Genomic DNA, 18,008 nt, shown 5'->3' on the forward strand with positions numbered 1-18,008 from the left:
AGGGGCTCTTCGCCCGTCAGTTCTGGTTCTGCGCCTGGATCGCGGTGATCACGACGGTGTTGATGATGTCCTCGACGAGCGCGCCGCGCGAAAGGTCGTTCACGGGCTTGTTGAGTCCTTGCAGGACGGGGCCGATCGCGATCGCTCCGGCGGAGCGCTGCACTGCCTTGTACGTGTTGTTACCGGTGTTGAGGTCGGGGAACACGAACACGGTCGCGCGGCCTGCGACGGCCGAATCGGGAAGCTTGGTCTTGGCAACCGAGGCGTCCACGGCGGCGTCGTACTGGATCGGGCCCTCGACGTTCAGGTCGGGGTGGTTTTCCTTCACGAGCGCGGTCGCTTCGCGTACCTTGTCGACGTCGGCCCCCGAACCGCTCGTGCCCGTCGAGTACGAGAGCATCGCAATCCGCGGGTCCACGCCGAACTGCTCTGCCGTTGCGGCGGACTGAGCAGCGATGTCGGCGAGCTGCTCGGCGGTCGGGTCAGGGTTCACGGCGCAGTCGCCGTACACGAGGACGCGGTCCTCGAGCGCCATGAGGAACACGGAGGAGACGACCTTCGCGCCCGGCTTCGTCTTGATGATCTGAAGCGCGGGGCGGATCGTGTGGGCGGTGGAATTCACGGCGCCCGAGACCATGCCATCGGCATACCCCATGTGGACCATCATCGTGCCGAAGTAGGAGACGTCCTGTACCGCGTCGCGCGCCTGATCGAGGGTCACGCCCTTCTTTGCGCGAAGACGCGCAAACTCTTCGGCAAACTTCTCGACGAGCTCTTCGTCGTGCGGGGACACGATGCGGGCTTCGGCGATGTCGTGGCCGAGCTGTACAGCCTTCTGGCGGATCGCGGTTTCGTCTCCCAGCAGCACGAGGTTTGCAACGCCGCGGCTGAGGATCGCCTCGGCGGCTGCGATGATGCGTGGCTCATCGCCCTCGGGAAGCACGATCGTCTTCTTTTCACCCTGCGCGCGGGCAATCAGGTCGAACTGGAACATCATCGGTGTCACAACGTCGCTCTTTGCGAGGTTGAGTGCCGAAATGAGGTCGGTCATCGCGAAATTCTCGGCGACGAGACGGCGGGCCGCATCGATCTTTTGCGGCGTCGAGGTGAGCTTGCCGTCGATATTGCTCGCGGCAACGGCAGCCTCGAAGGTGTTCTCCTCCGTCACGATGATCGGCAGGTCACCCGTGCCGAGGGCCTTGATTTCCTCGGGAAGGTCGTAACCGCCCGTGAGCACGAGCGAGCTGAGCGACGGGAACGTGCCCGACTGCTGTGACATGAGGATGCCCTGGATGAGATCGTGCCGGTCGCCGGGGGCGATCACGGTGCTCGACTCGTGGAGATTCTTGAGCACATTCGGCAGCCCCATCGCGGCCACGACGATGTCGAGCGCAACGCGCTCGAGAAGCTCAGGCGCACCCTGGACGACCGTGCCGTTCACGGCGTCCTTGATAGCGTTCACGCTCGGCGAGTAGACGATGTCCGATTCGGGAAGGGCAGCGGTGATCACGCCTTCGGGAAGAACCTTCGCGATCTCCTCGCGGGTTGCGGGCAGGTCCTCGTCCGCGGCGCGGTTGATGACGACAGCGACGGGGGTCGCGTGGTTCTGTGCAAACTCGTGGAAGGCGATTTGAGCGACCGTTGCGGCCTGCTGCGGATCGCGGCGGCGAGCGCTGACGACCAGCACAACCGGCGCGCCGATATTCGCGGCCACGGAAGCGTTGAAGGCGAGTTCGGTGGGGTTTGCGAGACCGTTGTAATCAGAACCGAGAACGAGCACCGCTTGATACTTCTCGCGCAGCTCCTGATAGCGGCGCATGATCTCTTCCTGCGCCTTCTCAGGATTGGAATTCACGAGGTCGTAGGTGACGCCGAGCGCTTCGTCGTAGCCCTGGCTAATGCCCGGGTGCGAAGTAAGGAGTTCAACGGCGGCGTCACGCTCGTGGCGCGAATCAATAATCGGCCGGAACACGGCGACGTTCTCTGACGTAGCGACGAGGGCTTCAAGGAGGCCGAGGGCAACGGTGGACTTGCCGGAGCGTCCTTCTGACGAGGTTACATACACACTGTGAGACACGCTTTCTAGGATAGGGCGAGCAGTTGGACGCTGCCCGGGAACCGAGGGCCCATTCGCTCAATCTCACGCCTACACTTAAGGAATGCTCCGCGTCGCACTCCGCCCCAAGTTCCTGGGCCTACTCGCCCTCATGGCAACAGCGACCCTCGTGTGCGGTCTCCTCGCGAACTGGCAGTTCGAGCGAGCAACGCGAGCCCTCGACGCCCGCGACGAAACGCAATCCGCCGCGCCCGTCCCGATCGAGGAGCTCATGGACGCGCACGCACCCGTCACAAACGCGGTCCAGGGGCGTCTCGCGTCATTCACGGGGGAGTTCGTGCCCTCGGAGCAAGTGCTCGTGCCCGGCCGCGAGATCGACGGCCACGACGCCGCCGTCGTCGTCACAAACGCACGCATCACCAAAGGGCCGCTTCGCGGCACATCCATCCCCGTCGCGCGCGGTTACACGACCGCCCCCTCGAGTGAATGGGACACCCTTCCCGAGCCGCCCACCGGAGAGCGCACGATAGTCGTGCGCCTCGAGGCTTCCGAGGAGGCGAGCGGCACCGTGCGCCGCGAGGGTGGCGGGGGCGTGGCGACCGTCGGAACGCTCTCCTCCACCCTGCTCGTGAACGTATGGGAGGGTCCCATGCTCGCCGGGTACGGGGCCCTCACCAACGAGGCACGTCAGTACATGGCCGGGCCGGGGGAGTCCGACGGTGCGAGCGCAACCGCTGCGGAGGCTGGTGCGAGCGACTCCTCGGCGAAAGGGGCCGACGGTGCCGACGCCACCACTGCGGACGCGTGGCGCGACCTCGGGCCTCTCCCCGCCGCACAGTCGAGCTTCACGAGTGGCCTCAACCTCCAAAACTTCGGATATATGCTCCAGTGGATCCTCTTCGGCGTGTTTTTCCTCTACATCTGGTGGCGAAGCGTGCGCTCCACCTACCTTGATGAGCAGGCTGAGCGTAGGCTCGAACTCGAATCGCGGCTCGCCGGTGAAAGCTCGGACTAGCCGCCACCGCCCCAACCATGCCGCAAGGAGGCCCCGTGGCTCGCAAGCCGCTCAATGACACTCAAATCCGCACGTCGATGGCCCGCTTCCGGGTCGCCTCGATCGTGGAAGGTATCGCCCTGCTTGTGCTCGTCGCGATCATGATCATGCGTTACCTCGTGTACGGGGGCCAGAGCGATCTGTGGGCGACGATTTCAAAGACGTGGAGCCCCATCCACGGCCTCATCTACATGATCTACGTCGTGCTCGCCTTCGATCTGTGGAGCAAGATGCGCTGGGGCCTCGAGCGGATGCTCCTGCTCATGTTCTTCGGCGTGATCCCCGTGCTGAGCTTCTTCGGCGAGCGCTGGACTCACGCCAAAGTCGAGCGCGATCTCGCCGAGCGTCCCACACTCGGCGATGCGGCGGACCAGTAGTACGCGCATTAGGATGGAGAGCGTGATGAACGACAACCAGCTCAGCACCCAGCAAGACCCGGTCCTCGTCGTCGATTTTGGTGCGCAATACGCGCAGCTCATCGCGCGCCGGGTCCGCGAAGCGAACATTTACTCCGAGGTCGTCCCGAACTCGATGAGCGCGAGCGAAATCCTCGCGAAGAACCCCAAAGCGCTCATCCTCTCCGGCGGTCCCAGCTCCGTGTATGCCGACGGCGCCCCGAAGCTCGACCCCGCGCTCCTCGAGGCGGGTATCCCGGTACTCGGCCTGTGCTACGGCTTCCAGGCGATCGCGCAGGCCCTTGGAGGCACGGTCGCCCCTACGGGCACGCGCGAGTACGGCGCGACCCTGCTCACTGAAATTCAGGGCGATTCCGTTCTGCTTGCCGATCAAGACCTCAACCAGAACGTGTGGATGAGCCACGGCGACAGCGTTCACGAAGCCCCCGAAGGCTTCGACGTGATCGCCGTTTCGGCGGGCTCGCCCGTTGCCGCATTCGAGAATCGCGAACGGCGCATCTTCGGCGTCCAGTGGCACCCCGAAGTCAAGCACTCCGAGCGCGGCCAAGAAATCCTCGAGAACTTCCTCTACCGCGGCGCCGGCATCAAGCCCGAATGGACGATGTCCAACGTCATCGACGAACAGGTCGAGCTGATCCGCGCCCAGATCGGTGAAGACGGCACCGCCATCTGCGCCCTGAGCGGCGGCGTCGACTCCGCCGTTGCCGCGGCCCTCGTGCAGCGTGCGATCGGCGATCGCCTCACGTGCGTGTACGTCAACCACGGCCTCATGCGCCTTCGCGAATCCGAAGAAATTGAGCGCGCCTTCAGCGGCTCGACGGGCGGCGCGAAACTCGTCGTGGTCGACGCAGAAGAGCGCTTCCTCGAGGCGCTCGCGGGCGTCACCGACCCCGAGCAAAAACGCAAGATCATCGGCCGTGAGTTCATCCGTGTATTCGAGCAGGCCCAGGAAGATATTCTGCGCGAGCAGGGGGTTGTTGACGGCGACCAGGCCCGCCGCAAAGCTTTCCTCGTGCAGGGCACCCTGTACCCGGATGTTGTTGAGTCCGGCGGTGGTGATGGCACCTCCAACATCAAGAGCCACCACAACGTTGGTGGGCTTCCCGACGATTTGACCTTCGAACTTGTGGAGCCGCTTCGCCAGCTGTTCAAGGATGAGGTGCGCACCGTCGGCACCCAGCTCGGCCTGCCTGACGAAATCGTGTGGCGCCAGCCGTTCCCCGGCCCGGGCCTCGGCATTCGCATCATCGGCGAGATCACGAAGGAGCGACTCGACACGCTTCGCGCCGCCGACGCTATCGCGCGCGAAGAGCTCACCCTCGCTGGTCTCGACCGCGACATTTGGCAGTGCCCCGTCGTGCTCCTCGCCGACGTGCGCTCCGTTGGCGTGCAGGGCGATCACCGCACCTACGGCCACCCCATCGTTCTTCGACCGGTGACGTCGGACGACGCAATGACCGCCGACTGGGCGAAGGTTCCCTACGATGTTCTGTCGAAGATCTCGACGCGCATCACGAACGAGGTTGATGGCATTAACCGCGTCACCCTCGATGTGACGAGCAAGCCGCCGGGCACGATCGAGTGGGAGTGATCCCGCGGTAGTAAAGGGCCCGTTCCTTTGGGGAGCGGGCCCTTTACAACACCTCAGCGGAACCGGCCTTTCCCCAGCCAGCTAATTGAGGAGCCTTGTAGTCGACTTTCCTTGGCTCCGGGTCCCTGGGCTACCGGGGGTCGTCTCGTTGCCCACTTTCCGCCGTCTCTTCTCGAAGGCGGTGAAAAATCGCCACCTCACATTGATATCTGAGCCTCTGACGCCGTTTTTCCCCACTTCCGCAGGGAAGAAGACGGCCGCGGGGTGAGGGGGTTGCCGCGGCTAAAGGTGGGGCGGTGCGAGGGCTAGAGAGTGATTTCCTTGTGCCACGTCTCTTTGAGGAAATCCTGGCGCCAATTCATCTTCTCGTAGGCGAGATTTGCCCCCGTGGGAGAATCGGCGTCCACAAAAAGCTCGCCCCGGCCATAGCCATGTTCCATGGCAAGCAGGTAGAACGCATCGAGCAGCGCGTGTGCCGCTCCCTTACCGCGACCCTCGCGCGTCACGCCGAGATATTCCACGTGGGCCGTCTTCGACTCGGGAAGCCACGACGTCATGAGTGTGCCGATCACCATCGGTGCCGAACCATCCGCGGGAACGAGCTCAGCCAAAAGGTCGCGGTCCCACTCGTGATGCGCATACAGATCCGTGCGCTCGCACCACTCGTCGAAGCTCTCCTCGAAATGATTGAAGTGATCCTCAAAAGCATGCTCGAGAGCAGCGTGGGCCGCGCGGCGATCCTCATCGTCGGCAAGAGTGCGAACGCGAACATTTGCAGCTACGCGGGGGGCAAGGGAGGCGTCGGACTCCCGCTCCTTGATTTCTTGCACACGCGCGGGGATGTCCTGGTCCATCACCACCCAGGTGCGCGCTTTCGCAAAGCCAGCGTCAGCGAGAGCCTCCGCGCGGATAAAATCGCCCGGGCCGACCTCCGTGACGATCACGAAGCCCTCCTCGCCGCGCTTCTCGCCAAGCATGCGGGCCTGCTTCTCGATCCACTCCAGGCAGCGCGCGGCATGAGCGATATAGAACTCATCGCCACGACGCACCGCCCACTTCGCATCGATGCGACCCCGAGCGTGATCGTGCACCATCGCGTACGCCACAACCGGTGCCGGTTCCTCGCCAGAACCGCGTGATTCGCGAACCACCATCGCAGGGTGTCCTGCCTCAATCGTGTTGATGAGGTCGGTGCCGTCGAATACCTCAGAAGGATCAGAGGCGCGCAAAAGATCCCTCGCAATAAGGGCGATAGCGGGGTAATCGGCGGGGGTGGGAGTATCGACGAAAGCCATGGGTTCAGCCTAGAGCAAAGACCTGCACCAAAACTGTGTTGAAAAGTCCATTACTGCAGGTCAGGGGACTCCTTCGGGGGTTTTGCGCCGAGCTTGTCCTGAAGCCTCAAATGCAGTTCGGCGCGCATGCCACGCAGCGCAATAATGGTCGCGGCAAAGGCCGCAATGCCAGCGAGATACATCGCGGCATTCTGCCCATCAACGAACGACGCCTTTGCAAGATTCCAAGCCATATCCGGATTCGCAGAATTGCCCGGCTCGGCCAGGACCGTCGCTGACCCGATCGTCTGCTTAGCCTCCTCAAGCACCTGATCCGAAACACCGAGGCCAACTTCGCGCGAGGACAGGGAGAGGCGATAAGCGAGCATCCCCACGCCACCAAGAACCGCAGTGCCCAGCGCCCCGCCAAGCTCGTACGCCGTTTCGGAAATCGCCGAAACGGAGCCGGCCTCCTTATCCGGGGCCGACGACAGAATCGTATCGTTCGTGAGCGGCTCCGAGAACCCGATTCCAAGACCGATGAGGAACGTGCACAGGAAGTAGAAGAACGGGTTGAAGTGGACGGTCACGAGCAGCGGCACCGAAAGGCAGCCCATACCGCACGTGAAAAGGCCGAGAGCCACGAGCTGGTTCGACCGGAACTTTCGCGCAAAGACCGGGGAGATGAGTGCGCCGAGAATCGTCGCCACAACCATCGGAAGTGCCCAAAGGCCCGCCTCGATCGGCGAAAGTCCCGAAACAACCATGAGGTACTGCGGGAAGAAGAACAGCGTGCCAATCGTGATGAAGTACGCGATGCCGTTAATGAGTGTTGCCGAGCGGAACGTCGGCTCCGAGACCACATCCACATCGAGAATCGGGTTCGCAACAACGTACTGGCGACGCCAAAAGAGCGCGAGACCCGCCGCACCAGCGACCAAGAGGCCTACCTGCCAGATCGCGAAATCATCAATGAGAAGCTTGAAGCTCAGCACCAGCGCAAAGATCGACGCGATCAGCAGCACGGGGGAGAAAAGGTCGATGCGCTCGGCTTCCTCGAGTTCTGATTCGGGAACGTAAAGCTTCGCGAGGATCACGAAGACGATCACGATCGGCACGTTAATAAAGAACACGTACCGCCAGTTCGCGACCTCGAGCAAAATGCCGCCGAGAAGCGGGCCAATCGCACTACCGCTAGAGAAAGCTGCCGACCACAGTGCGAGCGCGAGACGCCTCTCCGAACGCTTCTGGAAAATGTGGCGGATCATACCGAGCGTCGACGGCATGAGAGTCGCGCCACCGAGTCCCTGGAGGGAACGACCCACGATCAGCATGAGCGGTGACGTACTAAAGCCCGACAAAACAGAGGCCGCGCCGAAGAGGGCAGAGCCCCACATCAAAAGACGAAGCCGCCCGAAACTGTCACCGAACTTTCCCATCACAATGAGCAGGCACGCGAGCACAAACGAGTACGAATCGACGATCCACAGAAGTTCATTTGCCGACGGATAGAGATCCTGCGAGATGCCCGGGAGCGAGATGCTCAGAACCGTGACATCGATACTGATCAGGAAAACTGGCAACAGAACGACAGCTAGGGCAGCCCAGCGCGCTCTCCACGACATTTCTATACACCGTCTTTAAATCTTTAGTTTATGGATCCAGTATATCTGACGCGTGACTGCTTGGCCCGCAAGTGTGGGGAACATCGTTATTGGGGTGTGTGGTGGACCACCTCTCAGGGCTGGCGACTCGAGCATCTGCGCGGAGGCGTTCCCGACGGCGGTCGATGACCTTTACTAGCGGTCCCAGTGGGTGACATGGACGGCACATGAGGGCGCGGAAGCAGATTTGGGGCGGCGGCTGTCAACTTTGTCCATTTTGCGGGACCAGTGTCCTGGTGCTCGGGTGTCATCTATGTGAGGATTTCACTAGGCCTTGAGACCTAGAACCCGGGCTGGGTAGCCCTCTAGGTGAAAGGTTGAACAATGCAGTATATCCGTATCGTTAGAAAGGGCCCCGGCTCTGCCGAGGGATTGAAGTGAAACACGGAAACGTAGTTGTTAGCGACTCGCTCGCTGAAAGTTATAAACGTTGGTTCCCAACTGAACGCCAGGTAGTTGCTCTTAGCGAAACTGACCTCACCGATGCTGCTGTGGTCGTGCTGTCCGAAGAGGATGTTCAAGACGGTAAAGGCAAAGAGATTGTAGAACTCGGCTGGGGTCTCCCGGTTATTGCGTGTGTCTCGGCCGACCGTAAAGATCTTATCGGTAAGGGTGAAATCGATGATGTGATCACCAAAGACCGCATTCAGAGCGATTATTTCGCACGTAAGGTTGAGAAATTTGCTCGCCGTTACGACCGCGAAATTCTCCCCCCGTTCTTCGAAGCTCTGGTTGACTACCGTGACCTTGGCAACTCGAACTTCCCGAGTCCTGGCCACCACGGCGGTCAGTACTTCCGCCGGCACCCCACAGGTCGCCGGTTTTTTGAATTTTATGGCGAAAACCTTTTCCGCACTGACCTTTCCAGTTCGGACGTCGCGCTTGGCGACCTTCTGATTCACGAAGGTGCCCCCGAAGAAGCTCTCGAACGTGCAGCTGAAGTTTTCCACGCTGACGACACTTGGTTCGTCCTGAACGGCACCTCTTCATCCAACAAGGTTGTTCTGAACGCTCTCCTTGCGCCGGGAGATGTCGTCCTGTTCGACCGCAACAACCACAAGTCGGTTCACCATGGCAGCCTCGTCATGGCCGATGCTAAGCCTGTCTACCTTGAAACCGAGCGAAATGCGTTCGGTCTCATCGGTGGTATCGACGCGCACTGCTTCGACGAAGCCTACATCCGCGAGCGTGTCGCGAAGGTCGATCCCGAGCGTGCCAAGGCCGAGCGACCCGTTCGCCTCGCCGTGTTCCAGCTCGGCACCTACGACGGCACCATCTACAACGCTCGCCGTGTCATTGATAAGATCGGTCACCTTTGCGACTACGTCCTGTTCGACTCCGCATGGGTTGGCTACGAGCAGTGGATCCCGATCATGAAGCAGTCCTCGCCGATGCTTCTTGACCTCAAAGAGAACGACCCCGGCATTATCGTGACCCAGTCTGTCCACAAGGGTATGGCGGGCTTCTCGCAGGCTTCGCAGATCCACAAGAAGGACAACCACATCAAGGACCAGGCTCGTTACTGCGATTCCGATCGCTTCAACAATGCATACATGATGCATGCCTCCACGAGCCCGTTCTACCCGATGTATGCGTCACTCGACGTTAACGCACGCATCCACGCAGATGGCTCTGGTGAAAAACTTTGGGCTGAGGCGCTCAGGGTTTCGATTGAAGCCCGCAAGATGATCCTGAAGGAATGCAAGTACATTCGTCCGTTCCTCCCGCCGACCGTTAACGGTGTTAAGTGGGAAGACACTCCGACCGAAGAAATCATGGCGAGCCGTGAGTACTTCGAGTTCAAGCCGGGCGAAACTTGGCATGGATTCCCCTCGTACCGCGAAGGCCAGTACTTCATCGACCCGATGAAGTTCCTTCTCACAACTCCCGGTGTTCGTAACACTGAGGACGGTTACGAGTATGAGGACTTTGGCGTTCCGGTCAATATCCTCGCTAACTACCTGCGTACGCTCGGTATCATTCCTGAAAAGTGTGACCTCAATACAATCCTCTTCCTCATCACGCCCGCAGAAACTCTGCCGAAGATGCAGGAACTGGTTGCTGCACTTGTTCAGTTTGAACAAATGCTGGACGAGGATGTACCGTTGGCCGAGGTGCTCCCGCGCGTTTATGCTGAAAACGAAGAGCGCTACCGCGGCTACACCATTCGCCAGCTTTGCCAGGAGATGCACGACTTCTATAAAGAGCGTGAGGTCGCGAAACTTCAGCGAGCAATGTTCCGTGAAGAGACCCTGCCGAAGAGCGAAATGAGTGCACGAGATGCGAACACCGCCCTTATTGCGGGGGATGTTGAACTCATCCCGCTCAGTGAGGCAGAGGGTCGAATCGCAACCGAGGGCGCATTGCCTTACCCCCCGGGCATCATTTGTGTTGTTCCCGGTGAGGTATGGGGTGGTGCCCAGCTCAAGTACTTCCTCACCCTTGAAGAGGGCATCAATGTGCTTCCCGGCTTCGCACCGGAGCTCCAGGGTGTGCACATGGTGAATGAAGACGACGGCTCTACGCGTGCATACGCGTACGTGGTCAAAAACTAATTAATTTGTCAAAGGGGTGGGGCCGCGGCGGTCCCGCGGCTCCGCCCCTAGACTATGGAGAATTGAAACATGAACGATAAACCAGTTCAAAAGAAAATGGGAGTTGTGCAGTTGACCATCCTCACGATGGTTAACATGATGGGCTCCGGCATTATCATGCTTCCTACGAAGCTTGCTCAGATCGGCACAATCTCGATCCTTTCTTGGATTGTCACCGCCGGCGGTGCGACGATTCTCGCGTACTGCTTTGCAAAGCTTGGTCGTTACAGTCGAAACGCCGGTGGCATGGGCGGCTACGCCGAATATGCTTTCGGTAAGTCCGGCTCGTTCATGGCCAACTACACCTACATTCTTTCGCTCGGTATTGCGAACATCGCGATCGCGATTTCGGCTGTTGGCTACGGCCTCACGCTCTTCGATATCGATACTTCAGGCATGAGCAATGGTCCCCTTATCGTGGGTGGTCTTGCCATCGCCACCATGTGGCTTGCAACCGTGCTCAACTTCGGTGGTGCCAGCATCACTGGCAAGATCGGCTCCATCACCGTTTGGGGCGTTATCGCACCGGTGCTCGGCATTTGCATCATCGGCTGGTTCTGGTTCTCGCCGTCCACATGGGCCGCCGCCTGGAACCCGCATGACCTTGGGTTCTTCAAGGCAGTTTCGTCCTCGATCGCAATGACCCTTTGGGCCTTCCTCGGTCTCGAGTCCGCTTCTGCGAACTCCGATGCCGTTGAAAATCCCGAGAAGAACGTTCCTATCGCGGTTATGGGCGGTACTCTCGGTGCTGCAGTTATGTACATCCTTTCGACCAACGTTGTCGCCGGCATCGTCAACCACGAGGAGCTCGCTGCATCGAACGGTCCGTTCGGCCTTGCCTTCGCACACATGTTCAACCCGGTTGTTGGACGCATCATCACTGCACTCATGGTTATTGCCTGCTTCGGCTCGCTCCTCGGCTGGCAGTTCACCATTGCGGAAGTTGCCCGCTCGATGGCGAAGGTTGGGCAGCTGCCTAGGATCTTCAACCACGTGACCAAAGCTGGCGCGCCGATCATCGGTATGTGCATCATCACCGGTCTGCAGACTCTCCTCTCGTTCTTCACGATGAGCCCGAGCCTTGCTGAACAGTTCGAGGTGCTTGTCAACCTTGCAGTTATCACCAACCTGATTCCCTACCTCCTTTCTATGGGTGCGGTCAAGATTCTGCAGAAGCGTTCTGGAGTTCCTGCAGGCAAGGCACGCGCAGTGAACGTGCTCGCATTTATTGCGGCTCTCTACTCGCTCTACTCCCTCTTCACCGCTGGCGAGCAGGCCATGATGGGTGGAGCGCTTGTCACCTTCTTCGGTTGGACCCTCTTCGGTGTCCTCGCTCCGCGACTGCTTGACGGGGGCAAGGGCGACGATGCCAAAGCCCACGAAGAGATTGAACAGGCTAAGCAAACCAACTCCGGCCTTAACCCAGCGTCGGCCTGATCTAGCTTGAGCCTAACGGGTTCGTTCCCGGCTCTATATGAGTGTCAGGACTGAACCCATATAACTAACTACCGCCCCGCTTGCTAATAGCTCCTGTAAGCGGGGCGGTTTTTTGTGCCTGGCTTTTGGGTGTGCTCACCCTTCGTTCTTTGCTAAAACGACACGAGGTGCTACCCCCCCCTTACGGACGGGATTGGAACGGGCAGAACAGGAGACCGTCGCCAGCGGTGTGCGCAGGTCGCTGTGATCGAATGCGAAGGCATTTGGCATCGGCGTCACTAGCTGTTAGTGAATGAATGTGATTTGTCAGCAGAGTTCAAGATTCTCTGGTGTCCAGGTGGACTTCTAAGCCATTCAGGTTGCCGAAACTAGACGAAGTACTAAGTTTGTGTAGTGTGCCAGATCCTCAGGGACGCTGTTGACATGCAAAACAGCAATAGAATCGTGGGGCGTCCAAAATGCTCCACCGGAGGTGACTCCTGGTCGATGACTGCCGTATGCAATCAAGTGCGAATGGTCCATACAGGAGCCAGGCGGCTGTAGTCCCCTGCGTCCGAGCGGACTGCCACAACGTCGCTGCGGTAGTAGTTCGCGCGATTCCGCAAACGTCTTGAACGTTCTTCTGTCTTGAAATAGCTAGTGTTGGCGGAAGTGAAGTGATGGCATTGAGCCTCGGGGCAATAGTGAGAAACTCTAGTCTTTGGTTTCGTTGTGAAGATCAAGCGTTGTGCCAACAGAACACTATCGATGAGCAAGCATAGGGATGTGGCTTTCGAATACGTGTGAGGCGTCCACGGGTCGGTGGGTAGCCAACATAAAGTAATCCCCACCTGGGAAGGTGGGGATTACCGTGCGCCATCAGGGATTCGAACCCCGGACCCACTGATTAAGAGTCAGTTGCTCTAACCAACTGAGCTAATGGCGCGATTATCCAACTATAGCAGAAGTCTGCGGCTATTTCTACGCTTTCGGTCTTAGAGCTGATTCGCGTTTGTATGCGAGTTCCGGCTGCTTATATGCAGTAGTGACCGGGCCACCACAGGGGCAAAAATGCCGGCCTGTGGTGGCCCGGGGTCAAGGAAGGCTCACGAAGCTAATGGCTATTAATCCACTGCTTGAGCCCCGTGGATTCCTAGTTCTCGATGGGCTTGATAAGCGGGAAAAGGATGGTTTCACGGATACCGAGACCGGTGATGGTCTGGAGTACACGGTCGATGCCGATTCCCATGCCGCCTGACGGAGGGAATCCGTATTCCATGGCGTCGCAGAAATCTTCGTCGTAACGCATTGCATCTTCGTCGCCGCCAGCTGCAAGCTGCGCCTGCTGCACGAACCGCTCCCTTTGGATAACCGGATCAGCAAGCTCGGAGTAGGCTGTGCCGATTTCCGAGCCACGGATGTAAAGATCCCACTTCTCCACGACGCCCGGGCGGTCGCGGTGATCGCGAGTGAGCGGGCTCGTCTCGACTGGGTAATTCATGACGAAAACGGGATTGTAGAGCTCTTCGGCGGGGATCAGATGCTCCCAAATTTCTTCGACGAGCTTTCCGTGGCCGAGCGTCTCTTCATCCACATCTACCTCAAACTTGCGGGCGAGTTCGCGAAGGTGCTCGGCGGAGGTTTCAGGAGTGATCTCTTCCCCTGCATAGTGTGAAATGCTCTCGTAGAGGTCGATGCGCTTCCATTCGCCACCGAGGTCGAACTCAGTGCCGTCATCGAGGGTGACCAAGGTTGAGCCGGTTGCTGCGATGGCTGCGTTCTGGATGAGTTCTTGTGCCAGATCGGCCATGACGTTGTAGTCGGCGTACGCCTCGTAGCACTCCAGCATGGTGAACTCGGGGGAGTGCGTCGAGTCCGCTCCCTCATTGCGGAAGTTGCGGTTGATCTCGAATACGCGGTCGAGGCCACCTACAACGGCACGCTTGAGGAAGAGCTCAGGAGCGATACGTAGCGAAACCTGCATATCGAACGCGTTCATGTGCGTATCGAAGGAACGCGCGGATGCACCTGAGGGCACAACCTGGAGCATAGGCGTTTCGAGCTCGATGTAGTTACGCTCGCGGAAGGTGTCGCGCAGAGCCTGGATCACACGAGTTCGCAAGCGTGCGATGCGCTGTGCCTCGGGGTTGACAATGAGGTCGACATAGCGACGACGCATTCGCATTTCGTCGCTGAGGTCGGTGTGGAGGTTCGGTAGTGGGCGAAGCGACTTCGAAGCCATTTCCCAACGGTCAGCGTAAATGGAAAGCTCGCCAGTCCTGGAGGTGCCGATTTCTCCGTGCACGAAGATGTGGTCACCGATATCAACGAGGCGGTTGAAGTCTTCGAATGCTTGTTCGCCAACTTCATTCTCCACAAGCATTGACTGCAAGCGTGAGTGATCCCCGGCTTGGAGAACGGCGAAAACGAGCTTGCCGGTCTTGCGGATGTGGACGACGCGTCCAGAAAGGCCGACTACGTCGCCGGTCTTTACTTCGGAACCTTCTAGTTCACCGTGCTTTTCGAGGACGGCCTGAATCGTCGAGGTGTTTTCTACACCAACGGGGTAAGGCAGACGCTCCTGCTGCTTGAGCATGTCGGCCCGCTTGCCCATGCGCACCGCGCGTTGGTCAGCGGTAGTTTGGGTCTCGACGCCCGCTTGGGGGCCAGCATTGAGCTCAGACACGATGATCTCTCTCTCTTGATGTTGTGACATTGTTCCTAGGTAAGGAACAAAGTCAGTGTAACAGCAAATCTGCGCGGCTGTGTTGCCTGTCTTACTGTGTATTGGCTTCTCAGTTAGTTTCCCGGGGGACGGTTTTTTCGCCTGGATATATGGAAATAGGGAAATAGGTTGCTGATCTTTATTCGCGGTCAAGCTGCAATTTGGTCGGTGAACCTTTTGGCCACGAAAGCGCACATAAAGGGGCGCCCGCGTGGAATGCTAGCTTTCCACGCGGGCGCCCCGCCGAAATTATTGGCAGATGTTGGTCTACCCGTCCTTACTTGTTGCGGATGACGTACCCGTAGGCGCGCTGGCGGCCGTCGTCTTCGGTCACCATGTGAACGCCCTGGAGCTCAGGAGCGAAGCCGGGCAGCTGGTTGATGCCCTCTTCAAGTGCCATGAAGTAGTCGTACTGCGGACCGCCCCAAACCTCACCGGGGACAACCACGACGACGCCCGGGGGGTAGGGAAGAGCGCCCTCGGCCGCGATGCGGCCCTTGCACTCTTCGATCGGGAGGTAGTCGACGTTGCCACGGATGAACTCGACGTTTGCTTCCTGCGGGGTCATTTCGACCTTCGGGAAGTTCTCCTCGCGGAACATGTCCTTCTGGAGCTGAGCAACCGTGCGGTTCTTGTAGAAGTCGTGCATCTCCTGGCAGAGCTGGCGAATCGTGTAACCGCGGTAGCGGTCCTCGTTCGCAGCGTAGATCTCCGGGAGAACTTCCTGAAGCGGAACGTCCTTCTCAACAGCCTCTTCGAAGCGGCGGAGCGCAGCGACGAGGTTCGAGTACTTCTGGATCGTGTCCGCCGGGGTGAGGAGGAACAGGATCGAGTTGAGGTCGCACTTCTCGGGAACGATGCCCTGCGTGCGCAGGTAGTTCGCGAGAATATTCGCCGGGATGCCGAAGTCCTCGTACTCGAAGCCACCGGTCTTGTTGATGAGGCCCGGAGTGGTGAGCAGGAGCTTCATCGGGTCAACGAAGTACTGGCCCTCAACGTAGCTGTCGAAGCCGTGCCACTGCTCGCCCGGGTGGAACTCGAAGAACTTACGGTTCGAAGCGATGGTCTCGGTGTCGTACGACTCCCAAGGCTTGCCGTCGACCTCGGCGGGAACGAACGGCTTGAGCATCTTGAGGTTGCCGAGGATGAGCTTACGAGCCTCAATCGAGTTCTTGAGGGCTTCGTGCCACAGCTTCTCGCCGGCGCCGTTCTCGTGCATCTTGGCGTTGATGTCGAGCGAGGCGAACAGCGGGTAGTAGGGGCTCGTCGAGGCGTGCATCATGTACGAGTTGTTGAACTGATCAAAGTTCACGTACCGATCCTGGCCCTTGATGTGCGAGTCCTTCTTGTGGATCTGCGAGGCCTGCGAGAAGCCAGCCTGCTGCTTGTGCACCGACTGGGTCACGAGGATACCGGGGTCGTTCTCGTCGAGCTCGAGGAGCATCGGCGAGCCTTCCTTCATGATGTCGATCCACTGCTCGTAGCCAACCCATGCGGAGTCGAACAGGATGTAGTCACAGAGGTGACCGATCTTGTCGACGACCTGCCGGGCGTTGTAGATCGTGCCGTCGTAGGTGCCGAGCTGGATGATCGCGAGGCGGAACGGGCGCTCAGCCTTTGCACGCTCGGGGTCAACCTTCTCGAGGCGCTCACGGATGTAGTCCTCTTCGAAGCAGTGCTCGTCGATGCCGCCGATAAGGCCGAACGCGTTACGTGCGGTCTCGAGGTAGACGGGCTTGCCGCCGGCCATGACGAGGGCGCCGTGGATGTTCGACTTGTGGTTGTTGCGGTCGAACAGCACGAGATCGTCGGGGCCAACAACAGCGTTGATGGCAACCTTGTTCGACGACGAGGTGCCGTTGAGGATGAACCAGGTGTTGTCGGCGTTGAAGATGCGAGCAGCAGCTTCAGTGGCCTGGACGGGCGGGCCGTCGTGGATGAGGAGGTCACCCATGGCGACGTCAGCGTTACAAAGGTCGGTGCGGAAGAGCTCTTCGCCGTAGAAGTCGAAGAAGCGACGGCCGGCCGGGTGCTGGCGGAAGAACTGGCCGCCCTGGTGTCCGGGGCAGTCGAACGGCGAGAAGCCGCGGTTGTAGTACTTCGTGAGCGCGCCGAAGAACGGGGGGAGAACCTCGTCCTCGAACTTGTCAGCGGCGGCAGCGATCTGGCGAGCGAAGTAGTCGCCCTGGAGCTCGTCGAGGGCGATAACGCCGTGGAGGCCCTCGAGGTTAGTGGTGTCCTTGGTGCTCTTCACGGCGGCGAAAACGGGAATACCGAAACCGTATTCGTTGATCTCGGCGACCTTACCCGCGTCGATGTCATCCTGGTCGAGGATGATCGCGGAGATGTTCGCGAGGTCGCCGCCCTGGAGTGCGGTCAGTTCGTAGCCGGGAATCGGATGGATCGTTGTGTCAGAGCCGAGAAGAGCGGCGCTGACTCCAATAGTCCTGCGGAGCATTTTCACTTTCCTTGCATTGGAGAAAATCTCGTCGGCACAACTCTGTCCGACACCATGACGCTACACCTTCGAGGTTGTGTTTTTCTAGGGAGTTAAGTCCCTTCGCTTGCTGCCGTAACGGGATGTTTACGTTGAGCGCGTCTGCGATTTGCGTGGGGTCGGGTTTTGTGCACCTCTCTGCAGCCCCGTCCAAGTTCACCCAAATAGTGATCTAGATCCTTTTGTGGATGGGGCGCTCCCAGTGTTGCGGCCTGCGGCTTTGCCTTTGGGGTCCGATGGTGGCATGCGTGACACCGTGACTACGGGCGCAGTGTGGTGTGTGCCTCGTCGGGGGGGGTGGGCCTTGGCGTTTCAGTGGGGCGACACCCTTAAGTACGGTTGCGACACCTTTGAAACTGCACGGCGAGACTGAAAGTGGGCAGCGCTCGTCGATATTTGTTGCCCGCAATCCTCCTAATTGGGAGTTTTTCTGGATATTTAAAGTTCCACAGCGTATTGGTCTGATTTAGGGGGATAGTGCGCACGCACTTCTTGCTCGGTGAGGGGCGGTATTGAAGGTGGGGGTTGCGGGTTTTGAGGGGCATCGGGCGTTGGGGCGCTGACGGTGGGTGTTGCGGGTGCTGGCGCGGTTGGCTTTGGGGTGGGGTGTCGGTCGGTTCGTTGGTGGTTGCTTGTTTGAAGGTGGTGAAAAGTGGCCGCCTGGAGCTTGGATCCGGGCATCTGGGGCTGTTTTTCACCACTTTCGCGAGAGGGGCGGCTG

Annotated in this window: 10 protein-coding genes and 1 tRNA gene; 5 read left to right on the plus strand and 6 right to left on the minus strand. The window is 59.5% G+C overall.

All coding sequences use genetic code 11. The annotated features are described in order from the left end of the window. Positions 1 to 16: 16 nt before the first annotated feature. Entirely contained in the window at positions 17 to 2,077 is a 2,061-nt protein-coding gene (pta, locus tag E6X30_RS05245; RefSeq protein ID WP_316335836.1) for a phosphate acetyltransferase, read from the minus strand. A gap of 82 nt (positions 2,078 to 2,159) precedes the next feature. Here pta and E6X30_RS05250 point away from each other — a divergent pair, with 82 nt between their 5' ends. The 3 genes from E6X30_RS05250 to guaA are packed head-to-tail and all read left to right on the plus strand — an operon-like array spanning position 2,160 to position 5,117. Continuing rightward, entirely contained in the window at positions 2,160 to 3,071 is a 912-nt protein-coding gene (locus tag E6X30_RS05250) for an SURF1 family cytochrome oxidase biogenesis protein (protein ID WP_316335837.1), read from the plus strand. A 35-nt stretch (positions 3,072 to 3,106) separates the two neighbouring features. Continuing rightward, positions 3,107 to 3,487 carry a DUF3817 domain-containing protein gene (locus tag E6X30_RS05255; protein ID WP_016663906.1) on the plus strand — a complete coding sequence of 127 codons (381 nt, stop codon included), beginning with the start codon at positions 3,107 to 3,109 and terminating at the stop codon, positions 3,485 to 3,487. Positions 3,488 to 3,512: 25 nt separating this feature from the next. Next, a complete protein-coding gene (gene guaA / locus E6X30_RS05260) occupies positions 3,513 to 5,117 on the plus strand; it encodes a glutamine-hydrolyzing GMP synthase (protein WP_316335838.1) in 1,605 nt (534 codons plus the stop codon). 305 nt (positions 5,118 to 5,422) lie between these two features. Here guaA and E6X30_RS05265 read toward each other — a convergent pair whose 3' ends face one another. After that, positions 5,423 to 6,412 carry a GNAT family N-acetyltransferase gene (locus tag E6X30_RS05265; RefSeq protein WP_316335839.1) on the minus strand — a complete coding sequence of 330 codons (990 nt, stop codon included), beginning with the start codon at positions 6,410 to 6,412 and terminating at the stop codon, positions 5,423 to 5,425. A 50-nt stretch (positions 6,413 to 6,462) separates the two neighbouring features. Continuing rightward, positions 6,463 to 7,974: an MFS transporter gene (locus E6X30_RS05270; protein WP_316335840.1), complete on the minus strand. Its 1,512-nt coding sequence runs from the start codon at positions 7,972 to 7,974 to the stop codon at positions 6,463 to 6,465. Positions 7,975 to 8,432: 458 nt separating this feature from the next. On the opposite strand from E6X30_RS05270, the gene speC (E6X30_RS05275) reads away from it, so the two are divergent. Next, complete coding sequence (speC, locus tag E6X30_RS05275; RefSeq protein WP_016663910.1) at positions 8,433 to 10,610, plus strand: ornithine decarboxylase; 2,178 nt, start codon at positions 8,433 to 8,435, stop codon at positions 10,608 to 10,610. A gap of 69 nt (positions 10,611 to 10,679) precedes the next feature. Further along, positions 10,680 to 12,086 carry a putrescine-ornithine antiporter gene (potE, locus tag E6X30_RS05280; protein ID WP_016663911.1) on the plus strand — a complete coding sequence of 469 codons (1,407 nt, stop codon included), beginning with the start codon at positions 10,680 to 10,682 and terminating at the stop codon, positions 12,084 to 12,086. Positions 12,087 to 12,937: 851 nt separating this feature from the next. On the opposite strand, the gene E6X30_RS05285 is transcribed toward potE, so the two are convergent. The 3 genes from E6X30_RS05285 to speC (E6X30_RS05295) all read right to left on the minus strand — a co-directional run bounded on the left by E6X30_RS05285 (position 12,938) and on the right by speC (E6X30_RS05295) (position 17,248). Further along, positions 12,938 to 13,011, minus strand: a tRNA-Lys gene (locus tag E6X30_RS05285). Between the two features lie 207 nt (positions 13,012 to 13,218). Beyond that, on the minus strand, positions 13,219 to 14,781 hold the full coding sequence (lysS, locus tag E6X30_RS05290) for a lysine--tRNA ligase (RefSeq protein WP_084813926.1): 1,563 nt from the start codon (positions 14,779 to 14,781) through the stop codon (positions 13,219 to 13,221). 286 nt (positions 14,782 to 15,067) lie between these two features. Beyond that, positions 15,068 to 17,248, minus strand: a complete 2,181-nt coding sequence (gene speC, locus E6X30_RS05295) for an ornithine decarboxylase (protein WP_016663913.1) — start codon at positions 17,246 to 17,248, stop codon at positions 15,068 to 15,070. Between the last annotated feature and the right edge of the window lie 760 nt (positions 17,249 to 18,008).

This window comes from Dermabacter sp., assembly GCF_032550575.1.
GTDB classification, from domain to species: Bacteria; Actinomycetota; Actinomycetes; order Actinomycetales; family Dermabacteraceae; genus Dermabacter; species Dermabacter hominis.